Origin of the sequence: Saprospira grandis DSM 2844, from assembly GCF_000275825.1 — a bacterium.
GTDB lineage: Bacteria > Bacteroidota > Bacteroidia > Chitinophagales > Saprospiraceae > Saprospira > Saprospira grandis_A.
In genome coordinates this window covers 2,922,819-2,941,568 of the sequence record NZ_JH719942.1, presented here as the reverse complement: position 1 = coordinate 2,941,568, position 18,750 = coordinate 2,922,819, and the positions used below count along the sequence as shown (strand labels likewise).

Annotated in this window: 12 protein-coding genes; 4 read left to right on the top strand and 8 right to left on the bottom strand. The window is 40.9% G+C overall.

The window, feature by feature from the left end:
• From SAPGRDRAFT_RS20885 to SAPGRDRAFT_RS13410, 6 genes are all read right to left on the bottom strand, one after another.
• The coding region (locus tag SAPGRDRAFT_RS20885) for an IS5/IS1182 family transposase (RefSeq protein WP_002659777.1) at nt 1–409 on the bottom strand (409 nt) is incomplete at its 3' end.
• 288 nt (nt 410–697) lie between these two features.
• Nucleotides 698–997 (bottom strand): IS66 family insertion sequence element accessory protein TnpA, encoded by a 300-nt coding sequence (gene tnpA / locus SAPGRDRAFT_RS13430; RefSeq protein WP_037350257.1) that lies wholly within the window; start codon nt 995–997, stop codon nt 698–700.
• Between the two features lie 86 nt (nt 998–1,083).
• Nucleotides 1,084–1,371, bottom strand: a complete 288-nt coding sequence (locus SAPGRDRAFT_RS13425) for a transposase (RefSeq protein ID WP_014373321.1) — start codon at nt 1,369–1,371, stop codon at nt 1,084–1,086.
• 141 nt (nt 1,372–1,512) lie between these two features.
• A complete protein-coding gene (locus tag SAPGRDRAFT_RS13420) occupies nt 1,513–3,228 on the bottom strand; it encodes an ATP-dependent nuclease (RefSeq protein ID WP_002659775.1) in 1,716 nt (571 codons plus the stop codon).
• A complete protein-coding gene (locus tag SAPGRDRAFT_RS19900; RefSeq protein WP_002659774.1) occupies nt 3,225–4,580 on the bottom strand; it encodes a restriction endonuclease subunit S in 1,356 nt (451 codons plus the stop codon). Before SAPGRDRAFT_RS19900 ends, SAPGRDRAFT_RS13420 begins: the two co-directional genes overlap by 4 nt.
• Entirely contained in the window at nt 4,570–6,882 is a 2,313-nt protein-coding gene (locus SAPGRDRAFT_RS13410; protein ID WP_002659772.1) for an N-6 DNA methylase, read from the bottom strand. Before SAPGRDRAFT_RS13410 ends, SAPGRDRAFT_RS19900 begins: the two co-directional genes overlap by 11 nt.
• Nucleotides 6,883–7,406: 524 nt before the next feature.
• Here SAPGRDRAFT_RS13410 and SAPGRDRAFT_RS13405 point away from each other — a divergent pair.
• Together SAPGRDRAFT_RS13405 and SAPGRDRAFT_RS13400 are read left to right on the top strand one after the other, a co-directional pair.
• Entirely contained in the window at nt 7,407–8,804 is a 1,398-nt protein-coding gene (locus SAPGRDRAFT_RS13405) for a decarboxylase (protein ID WP_002659770.1), read from the top strand.
• Between the two features lie 374 nt (nt 8,805–9,178).
• Nucleotides 9,179–10,054, top strand: coding sequence for a hypothetical protein (locus SAPGRDRAFT_RS13400; protein ID WP_002659769.1), 876 nt, complete (start codon nt 9,179–9,181; stop codon nt 10,052–10,054).
• Between the two features lie 168 nt (nt 10,055–10,222).
• Here the strand turns inward: SAPGRDRAFT_RS13400 and SAPGRDRAFT_RS13395 are convergent, their stop codons facing one another.
• Nucleotides 10,223–12,814, bottom strand: coding sequence for an OmpA family protein (locus SAPGRDRAFT_RS13395; protein WP_002659768.1), 2,592 nt, complete (start codon nt 12,812–12,814; stop codon nt 10,223–10,225).
• A 442-nt stretch (nt 12,815–13,256) separates the two neighbouring features.
• Here SAPGRDRAFT_RS13395 and SAPGRDRAFT_RS13390 point away from each other — a divergent pair, with 442 nt between their 5' ends.
• Entirely contained in the window at nt 13,257–16,424 is a 3,168-nt protein-coding gene (locus tag SAPGRDRAFT_RS13390; protein WP_037350252.1) for a bifunctional cytochrome P450/NADPH--P450 reductase, read from the top strand.
• 284 nt (nt 16,425–16,708) lie between these two features.
• Entirely contained in the window at nt 16,709–17,593 is an 885-nt protein-coding gene (locus SAPGRDRAFT_RS13385) for an RluA family pseudouridine synthase (protein ID WP_002659765.1), read from the top strand.
• On the opposite strand, the gene SAPGRDRAFT_RS13380 is transcribed toward SAPGRDRAFT_RS13385, so the two are convergent.
• Nucleotides 17,590–18,654, bottom strand: coding sequence for a M42 family metallopeptidase (locus tag SAPGRDRAFT_RS13380; protein ID WP_002659763.1), 1,065 nt, complete (start codon nt 18,652–18,654; stop codon nt 17,590–17,592). The genes SAPGRDRAFT_RS13385 and SAPGRDRAFT_RS13380 overlap by 4 nt on opposite strands.
• Between the last annotated feature and the right edge of the window lie 96 nt (nt 18,655–18,750).

Here is an 18,750-nt window from a genome sequence, read left to right as displayed (position 1 = left end):
CATTTTTATCTGTGAGAAAGAGAGCATTTGTGGTTTTGGACTTTTTTCGGCCCTGATAACCCACAGCTTCGCCCCCTCTTTTCGCTGGGGTATGACTTCCGTCAAGCTGTATACTAGATAAATCTAAACAAGATTTTTCATGGGCTAGAAATTGGATCCACACTTTTTGCCAAATACCAGACTCGGACCAGCTATTGAAGTAGTAATATACTGTTTGCCAGCAAATTAGGACTTCGTCAAAAAAAGATTGTATCGGTAATTCTCTCCACTGACAACCTATTTTAAGCCTATAAATTATCGCTTTAACAATTTGCCATAGAGGCGCTTTGGTTTTTCGAGCCAATTTTTTTTCGGGAAAAAATGCTAATATTTTTTCCGTAATAAATTCTTTTGATAAATTCACAACCATGTTGCAAAGCCTTTTTTTGTTTTTGTCGTAATCAACAATAATAAGCGCTTTGCAGCATTTTTTTTTGCCTTAGTCTAGCTGCTGACTAAAAAATTTAAACAAGCTCGTAATGAAAAACCTTCCAAAAGCCCCAAGCTAAATATTTTTTCGTGACTTCATGCAATAATTTAGCGATTTGATCATCAACTTCTTCGGGCCGATGACCTGACTTTCGTTTATAATATGTTTGACGACGAAACCCCAAAACGACACAGATTCGACGCACACTGTACTTCTTGGACAGCTCGTCTATGACTCTTTCTTGTCTTTTGGGGTTAAATACTTTTTTGCCATCGCATAGCCCTCTTCTAAAATTTCATAATTCATGCTTAAGTCTGCATACATCTTTTTTAAACGAGCATTTTGGGCCTCTAACTCCTTGATTAAACGCTCTTTATCGTCAACTTCTTGCTCTTTGGATCTTTTCCACTTATAGAAAGTGGCTGGGCTTATTTGGTGCTTTTTACATAAATCTGCTATGCTAAGGCCGCTGTCCTGCTCGGCGAGGATGGCTAGTTTTTGCTTTTTGGTGAAATTGCTTTTTGGCATGTTGGTGGTTTTTTGTAGCTGAGGGTTGGTTTTTGGGGGTGGGTTCCACTTCTAATACTGCTATTTGGCTCAGTCTTAAAGCTTCATCACATTCCTCTATATTTTTTTTTAAGCCAGTCTAGCTCAAACTGCAACTTGCCTATTTGCTCATATAAACGGGCTTCTTTTTCTTCATCAGCATCCACTTTGGGCCCTCGCTTTTTTTCATAAAGCAAAAAACTATTGGCCAAAAGCTCTTTCTTCCAGGCCGATATTTGATTCGCATGTAGCTCATATTTTGTCGCTAATTCTGCCAAGGTCAATTGCTCTTTTAGTGCTTCTAAGGCCACTTTTGCCTTAAATTTAGAACTGAAATTACGGCGCTTCTTTCTCATCTCTTTTGTAATTTAGTGCTTTATTATACGACTTTTTTCTTGCGGTTTTCCACCTTAAACTACTGTCCTAGTTTTGGGGGAAGGGCATAGATTTTTAGCGGCTGCTTTCATAAATTATTTTCTTGTAGTTAGGTTATCCATTTACTCTGTCATTATTTCTGCAAGTTTGTTTAGTAATGTTTTAAAGGCAATCATATCGTCTGGAGTAGACTGATTACAATGCTTTCTTAAAATTTCCTTTTTTAAATTATATTTTATGTTAGGAAATTTTGCGAACGAGGTGTTGTCTAAAAACTTAGACTCTATTTCCTCTTTTGCTAACTCTTTAATCTTGTCGTTGTTAAAATAGTTTTCTATTAAAAATTCACCTGATACATTTTCGCTATTAGTTGGCGGTATCATTAGAAAAACAATATTTCCTGTTTCGTTAAAAACTTCAATTTCTACAGCTTGTCTTTCTTTATTTGAATATGGAAACAAAGACTTGAAAACCTTGTATCCAGCATCATCTCTATCTACTACTATTATTATTTTTTTGTCGTTATCAACTCTAAATTTTTCTAATAGGTGCTTTATATTGTCTGAATCCGTTCCGCCAACTCTAAGAAAATCAAACTGTAATGTTGGATATTCGTCTCTGAAATGTTGTAAGGCTTTCGAAATATAAATATCATCTGTTTTGCCTTCACAAATGATAATATCGTTAGAAGAAAACATAGTTTTTAATACATCATCTTCATCAATAAGATATTCTACTCCTTCATAAATAGTATTAGCAACTGTTACTTCTCCATCCTCAATTTTAAAGATGTTTTCTTTAGCACAATATTTTGTGAGTGTTGGGGAATGTGTTGTGAAAAATGATATATGTTCTGTATTAGTAAATGTATCAACGATTTGCTTTTTTCGGTCTAAATGAACGTGAGAATCTGGCTCATCTAAAAGCACAATGCTGTTTTCGGAAGCTAATATTGTAGAGATACATTTTATGAGTAATATCTTCTTTTCTCCCTCACTTAGTTTGCGAATGTCTTTATTGCCAAACTCAATTTTCACCCCTGTTATTAGCTTTTTATTTTTTGGACTAGTTGCTAAAAAAAGATATTCAAAAAAGCGTTTGCACCACTCCCTATTTTGATACTCGTTTTGAATATTACCAAGGTCTATAGATGCTATTTGAGATATTTGCAAATATTTATCTTCCTCGTCTTCTTGCTCTCTCTTAATACGATCTGTTAATTGCGGAATAGTTAATATACTTGTATCAGCAATAGAAAATTTACTTTTTCTGTCCTCATATTTTTCTGAAAACTGAAATTGTATTTTAATCTCTCCTTGTAAATCATTAATACCCAATAACTCCTTTATAAATTCTTTACCCTCATTATGGCATAGTAAGGCAAGTAGAGCATTACTCCAAGAAAATTTATTGATGTATAAAAAGCGTAGCTTTTGGTTAATGTAGTTCAACTTTATTTTATTGAAATACTTTAAGTAGGGTTCTTCGAATATATCTTCCCATAAGCGAGTTTCCTCTCCACTATAAGATGCAACTACTTGAACTGGTAAAAAACCTTTAAAACTCCTTTTACGCTCTCTATTGTTTACATAAACCTTGTTGTTTTCTAAACGGATGAGTTTCCCCTCTTTTTCGTATTCAAAAAGAAATGTAAAGTCAGATATGGGTTGCTTGTAAAAGTAGCTGTATATAATTTTGCTAATGGCTTCCAATACATTACTTTTTCCTGATCCGTTTAAACCAATTAGAGCTACATAATTGGTACAATTCTCAAAATTGAAAATTGTTTTATTTTGCAGGTTTTTATAACCGTTAATCTCTAGCCTTTTGAGTTTCATCTGGTAGGTTTTTTAAAAATAGCATTTTCAAAATCTGATAAAGCTTGTTTTTTCAATTGTTGCGCCTGTTGAAATTTATTTTTTTGGTCATTTTTCATTTGCTGAATATTATCAGCAATAATATTTTGAACATCAATTGATGGCAAAGGAATTTTTAACGCTAATAAATCAGCTTGAGTAATTGCTGGATACAATGCACCTGTCATTTTTATTTCAAACTGTTTAATACCTATTGGAGATTTTAAAACTTCATTTAGGAAATATAAATTATACTTTTCCTTATTTTCTTGTATTATAGAGAAGCCAGAAGATGCGACATCACCGTTATTTTTATCTTGAATAATGGCAAACTTTTTTAGATAGGGTCTTGTAGTACCAATTATTAAATCTCCTGTTTTTACTGTTTGAGTTGCTCTGCTTGGTGCTTTTTTAGTATAAACCGTTTTTGTTTTCATTACACCAAAATTGGGGTCTATACCACCTAACTCAATATATTCTTTAGATTCTTCTTTCTTTTTCCAAGGACGACTGATAAAATCAAACTCTAAGCCTAATTCAGTAACAGGGTATTTAGCATCTTGTAAATCCTCAAAAAAAGTAGCTTCATCTGCACTATGCACCCAATTGAACAACTCATTAAATTCTGCAAAGTAAAGTTTGCCTGATTTACGTTTTTTTACCTCTCTTAAATTAACCCCAAGTTCTTCTAAAATAAAAGTATCTATTTGCTCATCTAAATTAGTCGCTTCTTGTTCCAATTTATCGGCTTGATTGATTCTGTTTTGATAGGCTTCTACTAATGATTTTTGTATTTCTAAGGAAGGTAAAGGGATTTGTAAGCTTAAAAACTCTTCTATTTTAACTCTTGCTTTACCAATACCTACTTTTAAGCTATCAATTTGTTTTTTAAAAGGAATACTTCTTAACAATAGAATTAGATAGTCTCCATCAACATTTTCCGTATCAAAAATGAAACAAGGATATTCGTTGCTTACTACAAAAGGGGTACTATTGTTTAGGAATATACAACCGTGTCTAACATTAATTTTTGAATAAATGATAGAGTTTTGCGGTACTAAAAACAAATTCCCTTTGTAACTATCAATATCATTTTTTTCACGCAAATAAAGATTACCACTAAAGTCAATCTTAGAAATGATTCTTAAATCATTTTCTTTAACTTTTTGGTGCGATACTGACTCTCTAAATAAAGAAAGCATCTCAGATAAAAGTACTGGGTTTTCAAATTGATATTCACTTACATACGTGTTCTTATGAACATCCCAAGTATTGAATTTTGTAAATTCAACAAACTGTAAAAAGCTATATGGAATTGCAATATTATTCTGCATAAAACACTACTTCTTTAAGGTTTCCTGTACTTTTTTTCTCAACACGAACAATTGCATTATTTTTTACTTTATAATCAGCATTGATTGCTAATTCTGTTTCCCAAATTTCATTTTCTTTACGGTATTGGGTGAATTCGTCTTTTAAATTTGGTAATTCATTATCAATTCTTGCTCCTTTACTATCGATTCCTGCTTTTTCAACTTCCGCTAATGGTACACTGTAATTAAAACGTTCTTTAATAATTGCCCTAATTTCAATTTCCACTTGAGACTCAATAGTCTTTAACTCTGTTCTAAGAACTTTTTTATCTTCTCTACTCGGAGCATCACTACCTCTTAATTTTAGCTTGTCTTTTATTTCTATTATCTGCTTTTTGTACTTGGCATTAACTTCTTCGGTAGCTTCTTTGGTAATGCTAGCCCAATTGTTTTCTTCTTCTTCTGTAAATCGTTTTAAGAAAACCAAACTTGGTTTTACTGTAGCACCAGATGCAATAAATACGTCTTGCGGTATAGAGGTAATTAGAATTAACTTTGCCCTACTTTCAAAATATTCTCTTGCTTTGTTAAGATTAGAGGTATTTAATACACCTTCTGGTAGTACAATCGCCATTCTACCTCCTTTACGTAATAAACGGATGCAACGCTCCATAAACATAATTTCAGTTAGGGTACTGATTTTACCTACATCATATTTATCTACAATTTTTCTTTTTTCTTTAATATCCTTTTCTCGTTGGTTGATTATTTTCTCATAATCATCATACATATTCAACCAATCTTGATAATGAGGTTTACTTTTTAAGCTATCTTCTGCTGTAATTTTAAGCTCTTTATCTACCCTTGCTCCAAATGGTGGGTTGGTAAGAATTACATCAAAACGCTCTTCAAAGATTCCATTAACATCTAATAAACCGTCATTATGATGTACACCGCCATGACCGTCACCGTGCATAATCATATTCATTTTAGAAACCCTTGCCATTCTTGGGTTGGCATCTGTACCGAATATACATTTATGCGATAAGTGGTATAAACGACTTTTATCGTTATCGAGGTTTAATTCCTCATTGAGTTGCTTAAATAATTTAGCTACTAAAGCATCTGTTTTTTCTTTTTCTTTTTCGCTGGCCTTCAAATACGAATCATCAAAATATTGTTCTTTTATTTTTTCCTTTTGACGTTCAATATCTTCCTTTATATGCTCTCTTATGTATTCAAAAGCGTTTATTAAGAAACCACCAGAACCGCTGCAAGGGTCGCAAATGCGTTCTCCTTCCTGTGGGTCTAAAACGTTGGTCATAAACTCTACAATGGTACGAGGAGTAAAAAACTGCCCTAATTCACCTCTAAACGTAGTGCCTAAGAATTTTTCAAACGCAATACCCTTTACATCATCAGAGGTTTTAGATAAATTATAAACTTCTAGTTTTTCTACAATAGATAAGAAACTTTCTTTACGAATACGAATATTATCATTGTCGCTAAACAAGGCATCTTTAGCATATTTTTCTTTTGTTTTACGAAAAATTATTTGGACATAATCTGTTTTTTTATCATCTCCCTTTAGATAAGGTCTAACATTTTTATCATACTCTTCCTCTTGGCGTTGAAATTCTTTTTTAGAGAAAATACTTTGTTTGTCAATTGAATTTCTATTGTCTCGTTCAAATACAATTTTAGTAAATAAAATTTTACTAATCTCATCAAATGCAGCTTCAGGAGAAAGTTTGTCATTATTTCTAATAATGTTATGGCATTGATGTAATAGTTTTGCAAACTCGTCTTTTTCAAAAACTTTTTCATCTTGAAATAATTTCTCTTTCTTTTTATCATCTAATAATTCAGAAGCTGTTGGAATACGAGACAATTCCTTACCTAAATTCTTTGGTATTTTCTCCTTAAATACTTGAAAACATCTTGTTTCCTTAGTGTTATGGGTAACAAAAAAATCTGCACTAACCCAAGTAGCATAGTTTAGTCCTTGATAATAATCCGCAGGTTGTATAGTAACATTATCAGATTTACACTCTATTACTATTGCTGCGTGTTTATCTTCATTTTTATCCTCAATAGTTTTCCAAATCACAATATCTGCACTTGCTCTTCCAGTTCCTCGTTGTGAGTTAGTTACTTTTAACTCTTGTGCCATCTGTTCTAAGCTGTACCCTAGTTCATTAACTAAGTAGACTATAAATTTTTGACGTACAACTTCTTCTGGCGTAGCACTCAACCATGCATCAGCTCCATTTAATGGTGCCAATATTTTGGAATTATTATCTTTATATTTTAACTCTATCATATTCATATTATTACAACAATAAGGTCCTATCACTAGGGCTAAATTCGAGTTCTCAAAGTTACATAAAATGCAGGTTTATAAAAAATATAGAGCGGATTTAGAAACAATGATATACCTCTCCTAGCTAACAACCACAACCTATTCATATAGAAATATCAATCATTAAAAATCTCCCTCAAAATTCACGGGGCTGGCCTTTTCTAGGCTATGCCCCTTTTCTATTCAATACAACATCAACACAAATTGCGATAGCTTAACGCCCCTAACTCTAAGCTACACTCCCAGCCAGGCCCCAAAATCCCCAACCCAAAAGCCTTATAAAAGGACTAAAGAAATAGCAAGATCGCCTTTATCTATGGCCATCTTGCTATTTTGTTTTCTTAGAGACTGTAAAACAACTCCATCAGCAAGGACCGCCAAAAACTAGCCCCCGCAAAAACTCAATGCTAAAAAAAAACAGTAATTTTAGCCCGCAGCTAGCTGCCCGTTTTTTATTCAATTTATTTTAAAAAACAATTAAGGCATTGAATAACAAATATATAGACCTCATTCAGCAGACCTACGACTTCCCGCAAGGAAGCTTCAAAGTAGAAGATAATCACCTCTGGTTCAATAATATTCCACTCAAAGAATTGGCCCAGCAGTTTGGTACCCCGCTAAAATTGACCTATATCCCCCGCATCGGAGAACAGGTGGAAAGAGCCCGCAGCTATTTCCATAATGCCATGCAAAAACACAATTATCAACAACCTTATCTCTATACCTACTGTACCAAAAGCTCGCATTTTGCTCATGTGCTCGACGAAACGCTTAAGCATGATGCCCATATCGAACTCTCCTCCGCTTTTGATACCGAAATCGTCCTCCGCCTCCTCCAACAAGACAAAATCAATGAGGATACTTATGTCCTCTGTAATGGCTATAAAACACCCGATTATTTTGCCGGCATCCAACGAATGATCCATGCCGGCCTCAAAAATGTTATCCCCATTCTCGACTGCAAAAGCGAACTCCGCGTCTATGAAACTTTCGACGCTAAAGAGGTCCAAATTGGCCTCCGTATCGCTACCGAAGAAGAACCCTCTTTCGACCTCTATACCTCCCGATTCGGCATCCGCCGAACCGAATTACTCGATTTCTACCGCTACCGCCTGCATAAACACCCCAAAGTGAAACTCAAAATGCTCCACTTTTTTATCTATACCGGCATTAGCGATACCACTTACTATTGGTCCGAATTGCATAAGTATATTAAGCTCTATGTGCAAATGAAACAACTCTGCCCCGGCCTCGAAATGCTCAATATCGGCGGCGGACTCCCTATCCAAAACTCCCTAGAATTCGAGTACGATTACCAATATATGATCGACGAATTAGTCGGCCAACTCAAAAATTATTGCGAAGAGAAAAATGTTCCCGAACCTACCCTGGTCTCCGAGTTTGGTAGCTTTACAGTAGGCGAAAGCGGCGCCACAATCTTTAAGGTCCTAGGAACCAAACGCCAAAATGATCGAGAAATCTGGTACATTATCGATAATTCCCTGATCTCTACCCTGCCCGATATGTGGGCCGAAAAACAACGCTTTATTATGCTCCCCCTCAATAAATGGAATGTAGAGTATCATCGCGTGATCCTCGGCGGCCTGACCTGCGATAATGACGACTATTATAAGATTATTTCCGAAGATGAAGAACTCTTCCTCCCTAGCATAGAACCCGATGATGTCGAACCCCTCTATGTCGGCTTTTTCCATACCGGCGCCTACCAAGATTCCCTCAGCGGCTACGGCGGCGTCCACCACTGCCTGATCCCCTCCCCAAAACACCTACTCCTCGATGTCGATGAAGACGGAAATATCCAATACCGCCTCTTCGCCCCCGAACAACGATCAGAAGAAGTGATGAAAATTCTCGGTTACTAATATTACTAAGGCCCGCAGCTAATCTGTGGGCTTTTTTTATGCCCATAATTAACTGTTTTTGGGGCCTCCGCCTCCCTTCGCTCGTCGGCGGTTACTCCCTTTGGTCGTCGAACTGCGAACTAAAGTTCTTGTTGTCGTTTCGCAGCTCGCAGGTCTGCTCGGCCCTGCGGCGGCTGCGCCGCCTAGGTCTGCCGCCTTCGGCGGCCCTGCTGCACATCGCTAGGCCTGCGGGCGCTCCGCGCCCTGCAAAACCGCAAAAATGGACCAGAAAATAAAAAGTTTATAAAAAACGTTAGCTTTTATTTGTATTTACAAAGGGTTATACTTATAATTGTATCCAACGACAGTTATACACCATATAAATACATCACCCCATGAAGCTAAAATTAAAGCTCAACGAGCTAGAAAAACTGCCCATCAATAAGTTTAGCCCTATGCTAAAAAATGAGCTCAAAAAAGCTCGTAAAAAGGCCATTTCTCCCGAAACAGCCGTCCCCCTCGCCCTAATTATTGACCATCAGTTTGGCGAAGAAACCGCCCCCCTGATCCTCCTTGGCAGTTTTACTACAGACTGGCGCAAATGGCTAAAGGATAAATTCAAAAGCCAAAAGAAATTGATGGCGATCGGTAAGGTCTATTGGTCCGAAGAAAAAGAAAGCTTTTACTTTCTGCCCGAAAAAGGCGGCCTGACCCAAACGAAGTACCAAAAGGCCGCTAAAAAAATGAGCAAAAAAGCCGCTTTCCCACTCCTATTTGCCGCCCCCCTACCCAATGAGCCGCAAACAGAAGATAATGATGCCGCTGATGTAGAGACAAGCGAAACCCCTAGCCCCCAAACCACCAGTTCGCCCAACTCCACAGCAGAAGAAGCCAGTGCCCCCCTGAGCAAGGCTGAGTTTAGCCAAATTTTCCGCAAATGTGTTAGCACACTCAAGGAATTGCGCAAAGAGGCCCAGGCCGCCAAAAACAAGCCCAAAGAGGAACAACTAAACGCCTGGGCCAATATCTTTTTCCAACTTCGCCCCCTGCAAAAAGAGGTAAAACTACTCGGAAAACAACAGCTCGCTATCAAAGAAACTCAACAGCTAAAGCTCCAACTGCATCAACTGATTAAAAGGCTACAAGAGCATAAAGCCGACCTTCAAAAACATATTAAGGCCCAAAAACAACAACTCAATCAAATGATTACTGAGGTCAATGAGAGCCTCAAAGAACATGGCCGCCCCCCACTGAAAACAAAAAGTGCATAACCCTAGCTATAATGTATGTAGAACTACTCTTTTTAATAGTGTTTTTTAGGTGAGTGTCAACATCTCAGGCAGACCGCTTAGCGTCTGCCTATTTGTTGGCCAACAAAAGAAGCGCTTAGCCTCTACAGGCTAAGCGCTTCTTTCTTTTCTCAAAACTCCTCTACTCCTCTATTTCAAACCAATTATCTTAAAGTCGGTCCGACGGTTAACCGCATGCTCTTTTGAGCTACATGGCACCCCGTCCTTACATTTATTAAGCGGTAAAGTCTCTCCATAGCCCTTATACTTTAAGCGGAATTTGCTCACGCCCTGCTCAAGCAAATAATCATAAACCGCCTTGGCCCGGCGCTCAGAAAGATCCATATTCTTTTGGGCAGATCCTCTAGCATCCGTATGCGAGCGAATCTCTACCGAAATTTTATTGGCCTTGAGAATACGCACAATCTCATTGAGCCCACGCATATCTCTTTTGTCCAATACAGCACTGTTGGTCGAGTAGTTAATATTATCCACCTTGATAATATCGCCATACTTAAAGCCAGACTGCCCAATCACCTTAAATTCGGTCCGGCGATTGACCGCATGCTGCGCTTTGCTACAACGAACCCCATCCTTACAATGATTCAAAATTTCTGATTCACCATAGCCCTTGGCCACTAAACGATTGGCCGGAATCCCCTTGGCCACCAAATAGTTTTTCACGGCATTGGCCCGCTGCTGCGATAATCGCTGATTATAGCTTTTTGAACCCGTAGCATCTGTATGAGAACCAATTTCTAACTTCACATGCGGATGGTCCTGCAATACTTTGAGCAACTCCTTTAAGCCCGGAGAGTTTTTGTCTACCGCCGTTTTATCATGCTCATAGTAAATATTGGCCACCTTGATGTAGTCCCCAATCGCATAATGCGATTTGCGCTCTGGCTTTTTTCGAGAAGAGCGCCCCCGACTAGAACTGTTGCTCGTACTGGCTGTAATTCTGGGCCGATCTTGAGGATTATCCATTTCAGCTACGGCAATGGCTGGCATATACTCCTGTAAATATTGCCCTGCTTCCGAAATTCGGCCAATCACAATAAATTCTAATCGTCTATTGGCCCGATGCTTATCTTCCGAACAACGCACGCCATCCTTGCAATTATTCGCCAAGTACTTTTCTCCAAATCCTTGGTAGCGAATGCGCTTTTTGTCTACGCCCCGACTTAGCAAGTACTCATAAGCCGCCTTGGCCCGCTTTTCTGCCAAAAGCAAATTCGCCCGATAACTTCCCTTAGAATCAGTATGCGCGTAAATCTGTATGACCACTTCTTTTTGCCGCAAAAGATCCTGCACCAATTGGTCCAAGGTGTCATTCTTGATCTTATCCAAACGCACCTCTTTAGGCTGATAAATATCAACCAAAATGAGTTTGTCGCCCGGCTTAAAGCGACGAGGCTCTCGGGCAGGCAAGGGCCGCTCTAACTTTAAGCGGTAAAGGTCCTCATAGCCCTGCCCACCAGAACGGTTAGAGCTAAAAAAACCAAACTCTTTTTCTGCATCATAATAAAGAGAGAGCTCATCATAGGCGGTATTTACATTGGGGCCCAAATTGGTCAGGTTTCCCCATTTCACCCCATCTTCATAGCGCTCTACGGTAAAAAGGTCCAAACCACCATAACCGGGTTGCCCATCCGAAGCAAAAAACAAACGTTCCTTACTATCCAAAAAAGGATGCAACTCATGCCCTGCCGTATTTACTGCAGGCCCCAAATTTTGGGGACGCCCCCAGCCGTTTTTGGTCCGAAAAGATACATAGATATCAAAGCCACCATAGCCGCCTGGGCGGTTAGAAGCAAAATAAAGAGCCGAGCCATCCTTATTAAAGCAAGCTTGGCCAGTAGAATAAGGTATTTTGTTATCTAAGGAAGAATTATGCTGAAAAAACTGCTCCTGACTATGGTCCCAACTATTCCATTTTTTCATCGGATAAAAATAGATGTCCATCATCAGACCAGATTCTGGAATGGGCCGCAGGCCATCCATATAGTTATTAGAACTAATAGCCAACCAATCCTCTCTGGGGCTATAGGCCATAGGCGCATCATTAATATCTTTGCTGGGCATTTTATGCAAGGGCTGCAACTGCCCTGTTGGCTGCCCCTGTTCATCTAGCGGCAAATAATAGTACTGATTAAAGGCGTCATTGGTCCAAGAAGTTACGCCTTCTTTCTTAACGGCCACCGATCGAGAGGAAGAGAACAACAATAAGCCATGATGCATCAAAGGCGCAAAATCGGCACTTTTGCTATTAATGCCATCCAAGCTAAAGACCGAAAAATAGGGCTGGCTACCGCTCTCTTTTTTAATAAAATCAAGAGCCGCCAACTCTAGCTTTACTTCTTTGGCCCATTTAGAGGGCACCCTTTGCAAGTAACTACGAGCAGCATCCAACTGCTTTTTGGTCTTGAGTAGGCGGGCATAGGGCAAATAGTAATTCTCTTTGCCCTCTGCGATCAAGATTCGTTTTTTATAATAGGCCAAGGCCTTATCCAACTCATTGCAAAGTGCATAAGACTCTGCCAACTGAGCCAAAACATCAGCCTCTTCTTTGGCCCCTTCTTCTAGGGCGGTTTCAAAATGCAGAACCGCCTCTTTATAAAGTTTTTTCTGATAAAAATCTTGGGCCTTTTTCAAAGCTACACTTTGGGCCGATAGGCTTCCGCCTGCTAACAACAACCCAAACCCTAAAGTGAGCAGGAGCTTTTTTCCTATTCGCTGCATAGTTCTCTACTAAGTCAATTTCTGAAATGAATGCTGCAAAGATAGGTTTTTCTTAATGAACTCATTTAAAAACAACTGTTCTTGTGCGGGAAAGCTCGCTTTGTATTTTGGTCCTTAATCGGCCAAAGGCCGAAACGGCTGAGGGATGGACAGCAGTGGCGCGAAGCGGCAGACCAAGGCGGCGAAGCCGCCGCAGGGCCGAGCAGACCTGCGAGCTGCGACACAGCCCGACCCGAGCGAAGCGAGTGGGCAGCCCCAAAAATGTCACAAAATATTAATTCTCAGTAATCTTCATTTAATGAAATAATATTTCAGGCAAAAATACAAGCACAAAAGATAAAGACAGCCTGAAGTTTATACTTAAATAGATTATATTAAGACAGCTTATTTTAAAGCGACCTACTTAATGCTTCATTCACCTACTAATCAATTATTTAGTCTTATGAAGAGCCCAGTTTCTAAGCCCATTCCCCATCCTCCCATCTACCCCATTGTAAAAAGTGTACTCAGTCTAGACATCAAGCGGCCCGTGCAAAGTATGATGGCTTTGGCGGAAAAATACGGTGGAATTTATCGCCTAGAAGTGCCCAACGACAGCCTAGTTATTGTGAGTGGTTTAGAGTATGTCCAAGAATTTTGCAATGAAGACCGATTTGATAAAAAAGTATTTTCGGCCCTAGAAAAAGTGCGTGACCTTACTGGAGATGGCCTTTTTACGGCCCATACAGAAGAGCCCAACTGGGGGAAAGCGCACCGTATTTTGACCCCTGCTTTTGGTCCACATGCCATGCGAGATATGTTTGATAAAATGTATGATGTGGCCGAACAGCTTTGTATCAAACTAGAGCGGCTTGGCCCTGAAGAGCCCTTTAATGTCCCGGCAAACATGACGCGTTTGACCTTAGACACTATTGCCCTTTGTGCCTTTGACTACCGCTTTAACAGCTTTTATAAAAACGACATGCACCCCTTTGTGGAGGCCATGCTGTTTATTTTGCATGAGGCCAATCAGCATATGCGGCGCCTACCGATTATGAATCGTTTGATGTATAAAACCAAAGAGCGCTATAATAAGGACATTCAATATATGTATACCGTGGCGCAGAAAATTTTGGACCAAAGAAGAAAGGCCGATAAGGCAGAGCAAGTAGATGATCTTTTGGGCCGGATGCTTGAAGGGGTAGACCCCGATACTGGCGAAAAGCTGAGTGACCAAAATATCATCTACCAAATGGTCACTTTTCTGATTGCAGGACATGAAACGACCAGTAGCATGATGGCATTTACCTTCTATGAAATGCTCAAGCAGCCGCATATTTTGGCCCGTGTTCAGGCCGAAGTAGACGAGGTGCTTGGGCAAGAAAAGCTGCAGTTTCATCATTTGAGTAAGCTAAAGTATATGGATATGGTCATCAAGGAGTGTCTGCGCCTTTGGCCCATTGCTTCGGGCTTTAACCTTCGTTCCTTTAAAGAGGAACAAGTGGGCGAATACCTGATTAAACCGACCGACTCCATTTTTATCTTTTTGCCCTCTTTGCATCGTGCCCCCATTTGGGGAGACGATCCCAAGCAGTTTAACCCCGAAAACTTTTCGCCAGAAAATGAGGCCAAAATTCCCCATTCGGCTTACCTCCCCTTTGGTCATGGCCGCCGCTCTTGTATTGGCCGCCCTTTTGCTTTTCAGGAGGCCAAACTGGCCATTGCTATGATTTTGCAGCGTTTTGACATTAGCTTGGCCGACCCCAATTATGAGCTGGTTTTAGATGAAACCCTGACCCTAAAGCCCGATAACTACTTCCTTAAATTTAAGAAACGGCCAGGCTTTAAGCCAGTAGAAGATGGCCCAAAAGTTCGGCCCAGCCAAAATCTACAACTAAAAGGTAACAAACAGGTTTTTGTCCAAAACAAACCCCTACTCTACCTTGCTTATGGTTCTAATATGGGCTCCTCGAAAAAGTTTATCCAGCAACTAGCCGAAACAGCCCAAGCATTGGGCTATCAGCCTAGCGTGCATAGCCTCAATGAAACCAAGGCACTAATGGCCCAAAACAAAGGGCATTATGTCATTATTACGGCCTCTTATGAGGGGCAGCCCACCCATGATGCCGAAGAATTTGTCGATTGGATTGTAGCACAGCCTGAAGGCAGTCTAAACCAAGTACAATATAGCCTCTTTGGTTGTGGAAACTCGGACTGGATTCATAGCTATCAGGCTGTTCCCCGAAAAATTGATGCCCAATTACAGCGCTTAGGAGCACAGCCATTTTTGGCCCCTGCAGAAGGAAATGCCAAGCAAAACTTCTTTGTTTCTTTTAACCAATGGCATGATGAACTCTGGCCGGCCCTAGCCAAAAGCTTAGGACAAGATGCCGTTAGTCCGATCAAGAAAAAGAGCTATAAGGTCCAATTGCTACACGATTGGCATGCAGAGGCTTTAGGAGAAAATGATTTTGTTCGGGCTCAATTGCTGAGCAAAAAAGAATTGGTCCAACAAGATAGCCCCTTTGCGAGCTCCAAAATTGAGCTGCAAATTGAGGTCCCCGAAGAACAAAGCTATCAAACTGGCGGCTATATTGATATTCTGCCCCAAAACAGCCCCGCCAATATTCAGCGGGTATTGCGCCACTTTCAAATGCAACATGATCCCTATATCAAATTGGAGTCTGAAGAGCAGTCTGTTGCCCTAAAATTACCTTTGGACCAACATATTCGCCTGACTGATTTGCTCAAGTATTATGTGGAGCTACAACGGCCAGCAGGCAAAAAATTACTCGAAGAAGTTTTGGCCCAAACTCGCTGTCCCTTTTCGGCCCAAGGACTTCAGCAGTTTATAGATAACTATGAAAGCGAGGTTTTGCAGAAAAATCGGAGTTTACTCAGTATCATCGAACAGTTTCCTGGAGCAAAAATTGACCTTGGCCAATTTATTACGGCGCTGCCCGCTATGCGCCCCAGAACCTACTCTATTTCTTCTTCCGTTAAACAATCTGCAGATAAGGCCAGCTTAGTGATCTCTTGCATTAAGGGAGCAGCCTGGTCTGGACAAGGAGAGTACCAAGGACTAGCCTCTGCCTATCTCAACAAACTAGAAGAAGGCCAGCTCCTTTGGCTCCGCTTTACCCCCAACTTACCCAACTTTCCCGCCCCAAAAAGCGAGGATAAACTCATTCTTATTGCCGCAGGTACGGGGATTGCTCCCTTTAGAGCCTTTATGCAAGAACGCAGCCTAGAAAAAACGCCCGCAAAAGCAGTATTTTTCTATGGTTGCCGAGCCAAAGAAGTGGATCAACTTTATGCCAAAGAGTTTGCAAAATGGGAAAAAGAAGGTTGGTTAGATTTACGGCCCGTTTACTCTAAAACGCCCGAAAAAGAAGGCCAAACTTATGTACAGCATCGCCTTTGGGCCGATAGAGATGCCTTTTGGGCCGCTTGGCAAGAAGGAGCCAATATATATATTTGTGGAGATGGCGAAGGCATGGCCCCTGCCGTCCGCCAATGCCTGATGGATATTTACCAAGAAAAAGCCCAAGCTACAGAAGCCCAGGCCCTAGATTGGTTGATGCAAATTGCCGGTAAGGACAAACGCTATTTTACCGATATTTTTAGCTAAAAAATAGCCGTTATGGTCCATGAAAAGGCCCTGCAAGGAATTGCAGGGCCTTTTGCGTTTTGCAGGGCGCAAAGCGCCCGCAGGCTGAGGGGCTGTAGCAGGGCCGCCGCAGGCGGCAGACCCAAGGCTTTTGAAGCAAAGCGAAAAAGCCTGCAGGGCCGAGCAGACCTGCGAGCTGCGAAATGGCCCGACCCGAGCGAAGCGAGTGGGCAGCCCCAAAAAAGAGAAAGCTTTGCTCCATACAGCTAGACAAAAAAGCCTATATTGGCGGCTAATTTTTAATTATGTATTTAGTTGCGGAACATCAGGTTCGGGAAGAGCGGGCAGGAAGAGTCTATGATTATGCTCAAGGGTTATTTCCTTTGCTGCCTAGCCGAAAAAGTGTAAAAAAAGCTCTAGACAAAGGCCTTTTGAAGGTCAATGGACAGGAAGTTGGCACGGGCTATTACTTGCAAGTGGGCGATGTTTTGGCCCTTTGGCAGCGGCCAGTCAACCAAAAAGAGCGAGAGCTCCCTCTAGAGGTGCATTATGAAGATGAGGATTTGGCGGTGGTCTACAAACCAGCGGGACTTGCCGTTTCGGGCTATCATAAACACAATTTCCAGCAGCGTTTTAGAGCGGGTTTGCAGCCTTCTTTGACCGAGGATGCCCTGCCCTCTCCCCTGCCCGTGCATCGTTTAGATTTGCCAACGCAGGGCCTATTATTGGTGGGAAAACGAGCTTCTTCCCTGCGTTTTTTGCAGGCCGCTTTTGCCCAAAGAAGCATTCAAAAAACCTATTTGGCGGTTGTGATGGGAAGGCCGGCCCAAGCCAAAGGGCGGCTCGATAGTCCAGTAGATGGCAAAGCCGCAGAGACCGATTATCGCTTGCTTTGGAGCGTTCCTTCTCTGCGTTCTGGGCAGTTGAGTTTGCTCGAATTGCGGCCCAAAACAGGCCGAAAACACCAGCTGCGGAAGCAATTGGCCCAAATTGATTGCCCTATTGTTGGCGATAAGCAATATGGCCCAAAAGGAAAGACCCTTTTACATAAGGGTCTTTTCTTGGTTGCTGTTGGCTTGGCCTTTGACCATCCCGCAGGCGGCCAAATAGAGCTTAGTATGCCCGCGCCCAGCAAGTTTTTGCGCTTATTGGAGCGAGAGCGTAGGCAATGGGAAAAATACCAGCCCTAACGGAAAGACCAATCGTATTTGGAAATATTCAATAAGCACTGCTTGAGCAGCTGAATGCTCTGGTAAATATCCTCTTTATGGGCCATTTCTACGGTTTGGTGCACATGTCGACAAGGAATAGAAATGGCGCCCGTAATGGCCCCAGACTTTCCATATAGCTGCAAACCACCCGTATCACTACCTCCACCGGTCAAGATTTCAGGCTGCCAGGGAATTTCTGCCGCATCGGCTGTTTCTTTCATAAATTGCACCATGCGATAATCGCAAATACTAGAACCATCCATAATTTTAATGGCGGTCCCCGCACCCAAAGCCGTAATTTTTTCATGCGCCTGGGCCCCAGGTACATCAAAGGCAATAGTAATATCTAGGCCCAAACCAAAATCGGGATCAATGTTATGTGCAGCCACCCGAGCACCACGCAAACCCACCTCTTCTTGGACCGTAAAAACGCCATAAACATCATAATCGAGCTGCTCGTCTTTGAGCTCTCGCAAGCATTCGAGCAAAATGAAAACGGCCAAACGGTTGTCCAAAGACTTAGAATTAACGCAATCGCCCATTTCAATCAACTCCCGCTCTCGACTGATAGGATCACCTACCGATACGTACTTCTCCAGCTCCTCCTTACTCATGCCCGTATCAATAAAATAATCCTTGATGCTCAGGCTTTTACCTCTTTCTGCAGCCGACATCAAATGGATGGGTTTGCTGCCCATTACCCCCACAATATCCTTTTTGCCATGCACAATTACCCGTTGCGAGCTCAAAGTTTTGGGGTCAAAACCACCCAAGGTATGAAAACGCAAAAAACCGCCCTCCTCAATATGCGTAACAATAAAACCAATCTCATCTAAATGAGCCGCCACCATGATTTTTTTCTTGGGCCCCTCGGCGGCCCCCTTCCGAACTGCATACAAATTGCCCAAAGCATCTGTAAAACAATCATCTACCAAATCAGTTACTTCCGATTCTACAAACTGACGTAGACGCTGCTCAAAAGCAGGAGGCGCCGCCGTTTTACAAATTGTACTGAGCAAAGGGATATTTAGTTTCTCCATATTTTTATTATTTTTTTAATGTTTTTGACTCTACACTTTTGGTTTTGACCTAGTTTTAAAGGAAAAGCCCCTAAGGCCCAAATGTAGGAAGATCTG

Bases quoted from the DNA above. Each gene is read 5' to 3' on its own strand.
- SAPGRDRAFT_RS13400 (WP_002659769.1), top strand. From the start codon at position 9,179: ATGAAGCTAAAATTAAAGCTCAACGAGCTAGAAAAACTGCCCATCAAT.
- SAPGRDRAFT_RS19900 (WP_002659774.1), bottom strand. From the start codon at position 4,580: ATGCAGAATAATATTGCAATTCCATATAGCTTTTTACAGTTTGTTGAA.
- SAPGRDRAFT_RS13395 (WP_002659768.1), bottom strand. From the start codon at position 12,814: ATGCAGCGAATAGGAAAAAAGCTCCTGCTCACTTTAGGGTTTGGGTTG.
- tnpA (WP_037350257.1), bottom strand. From the start codon at position 997: ATGCCAAAAAGCAATTTCACCAAAAAGCAAAAACTAGCCATCCTCGCC.
- SAPGRDRAFT_RS13385 (WP_002659765.1), top strand. From the start codon at position 16,709: ATGTATTTAGTTGCGGAACATCAGGTTCGGGAAGAGCGGGCAGGAAGA.
- SAPGRDRAFT_RS13420 (WP_002659775.1), bottom strand. From the start codon at position 3,228: ATGAAACTCAAAAGGCTAGAGATTAACGGTTATAAAAACCTGCAAAAT.
- SAPGRDRAFT_RS13425 (WP_014373321.1), bottom strand. From the start codon at position 1,371: ATGAGAAAGAAGCGCCGTAATTTCAGTTCTAAATTTAAGGCAAAAGTG.
- SAPGRDRAFT_RS13390 (WP_037350252.1), top strand. From the start codon at position 13,257: ATGAAGAGCCCAGTTTCTAAGCCCATTCCCCATCCTCCCATCTACCCC.
- SAPGRDRAFT_RS13380 (WP_002659763.1), bottom strand. From the start codon at position 18,654: ATGGAGAAACTAAATATCCCTTTGCTCAGTACAATTTGTAAAACGGCG.
- SAPGRDRAFT_RS13410 (WP_002659772.1), bottom strand. From the start codon at position 6,882: ATGATAGAGTTAAAATATAAAGATAATAATTCCAAAATATTGGCACCA.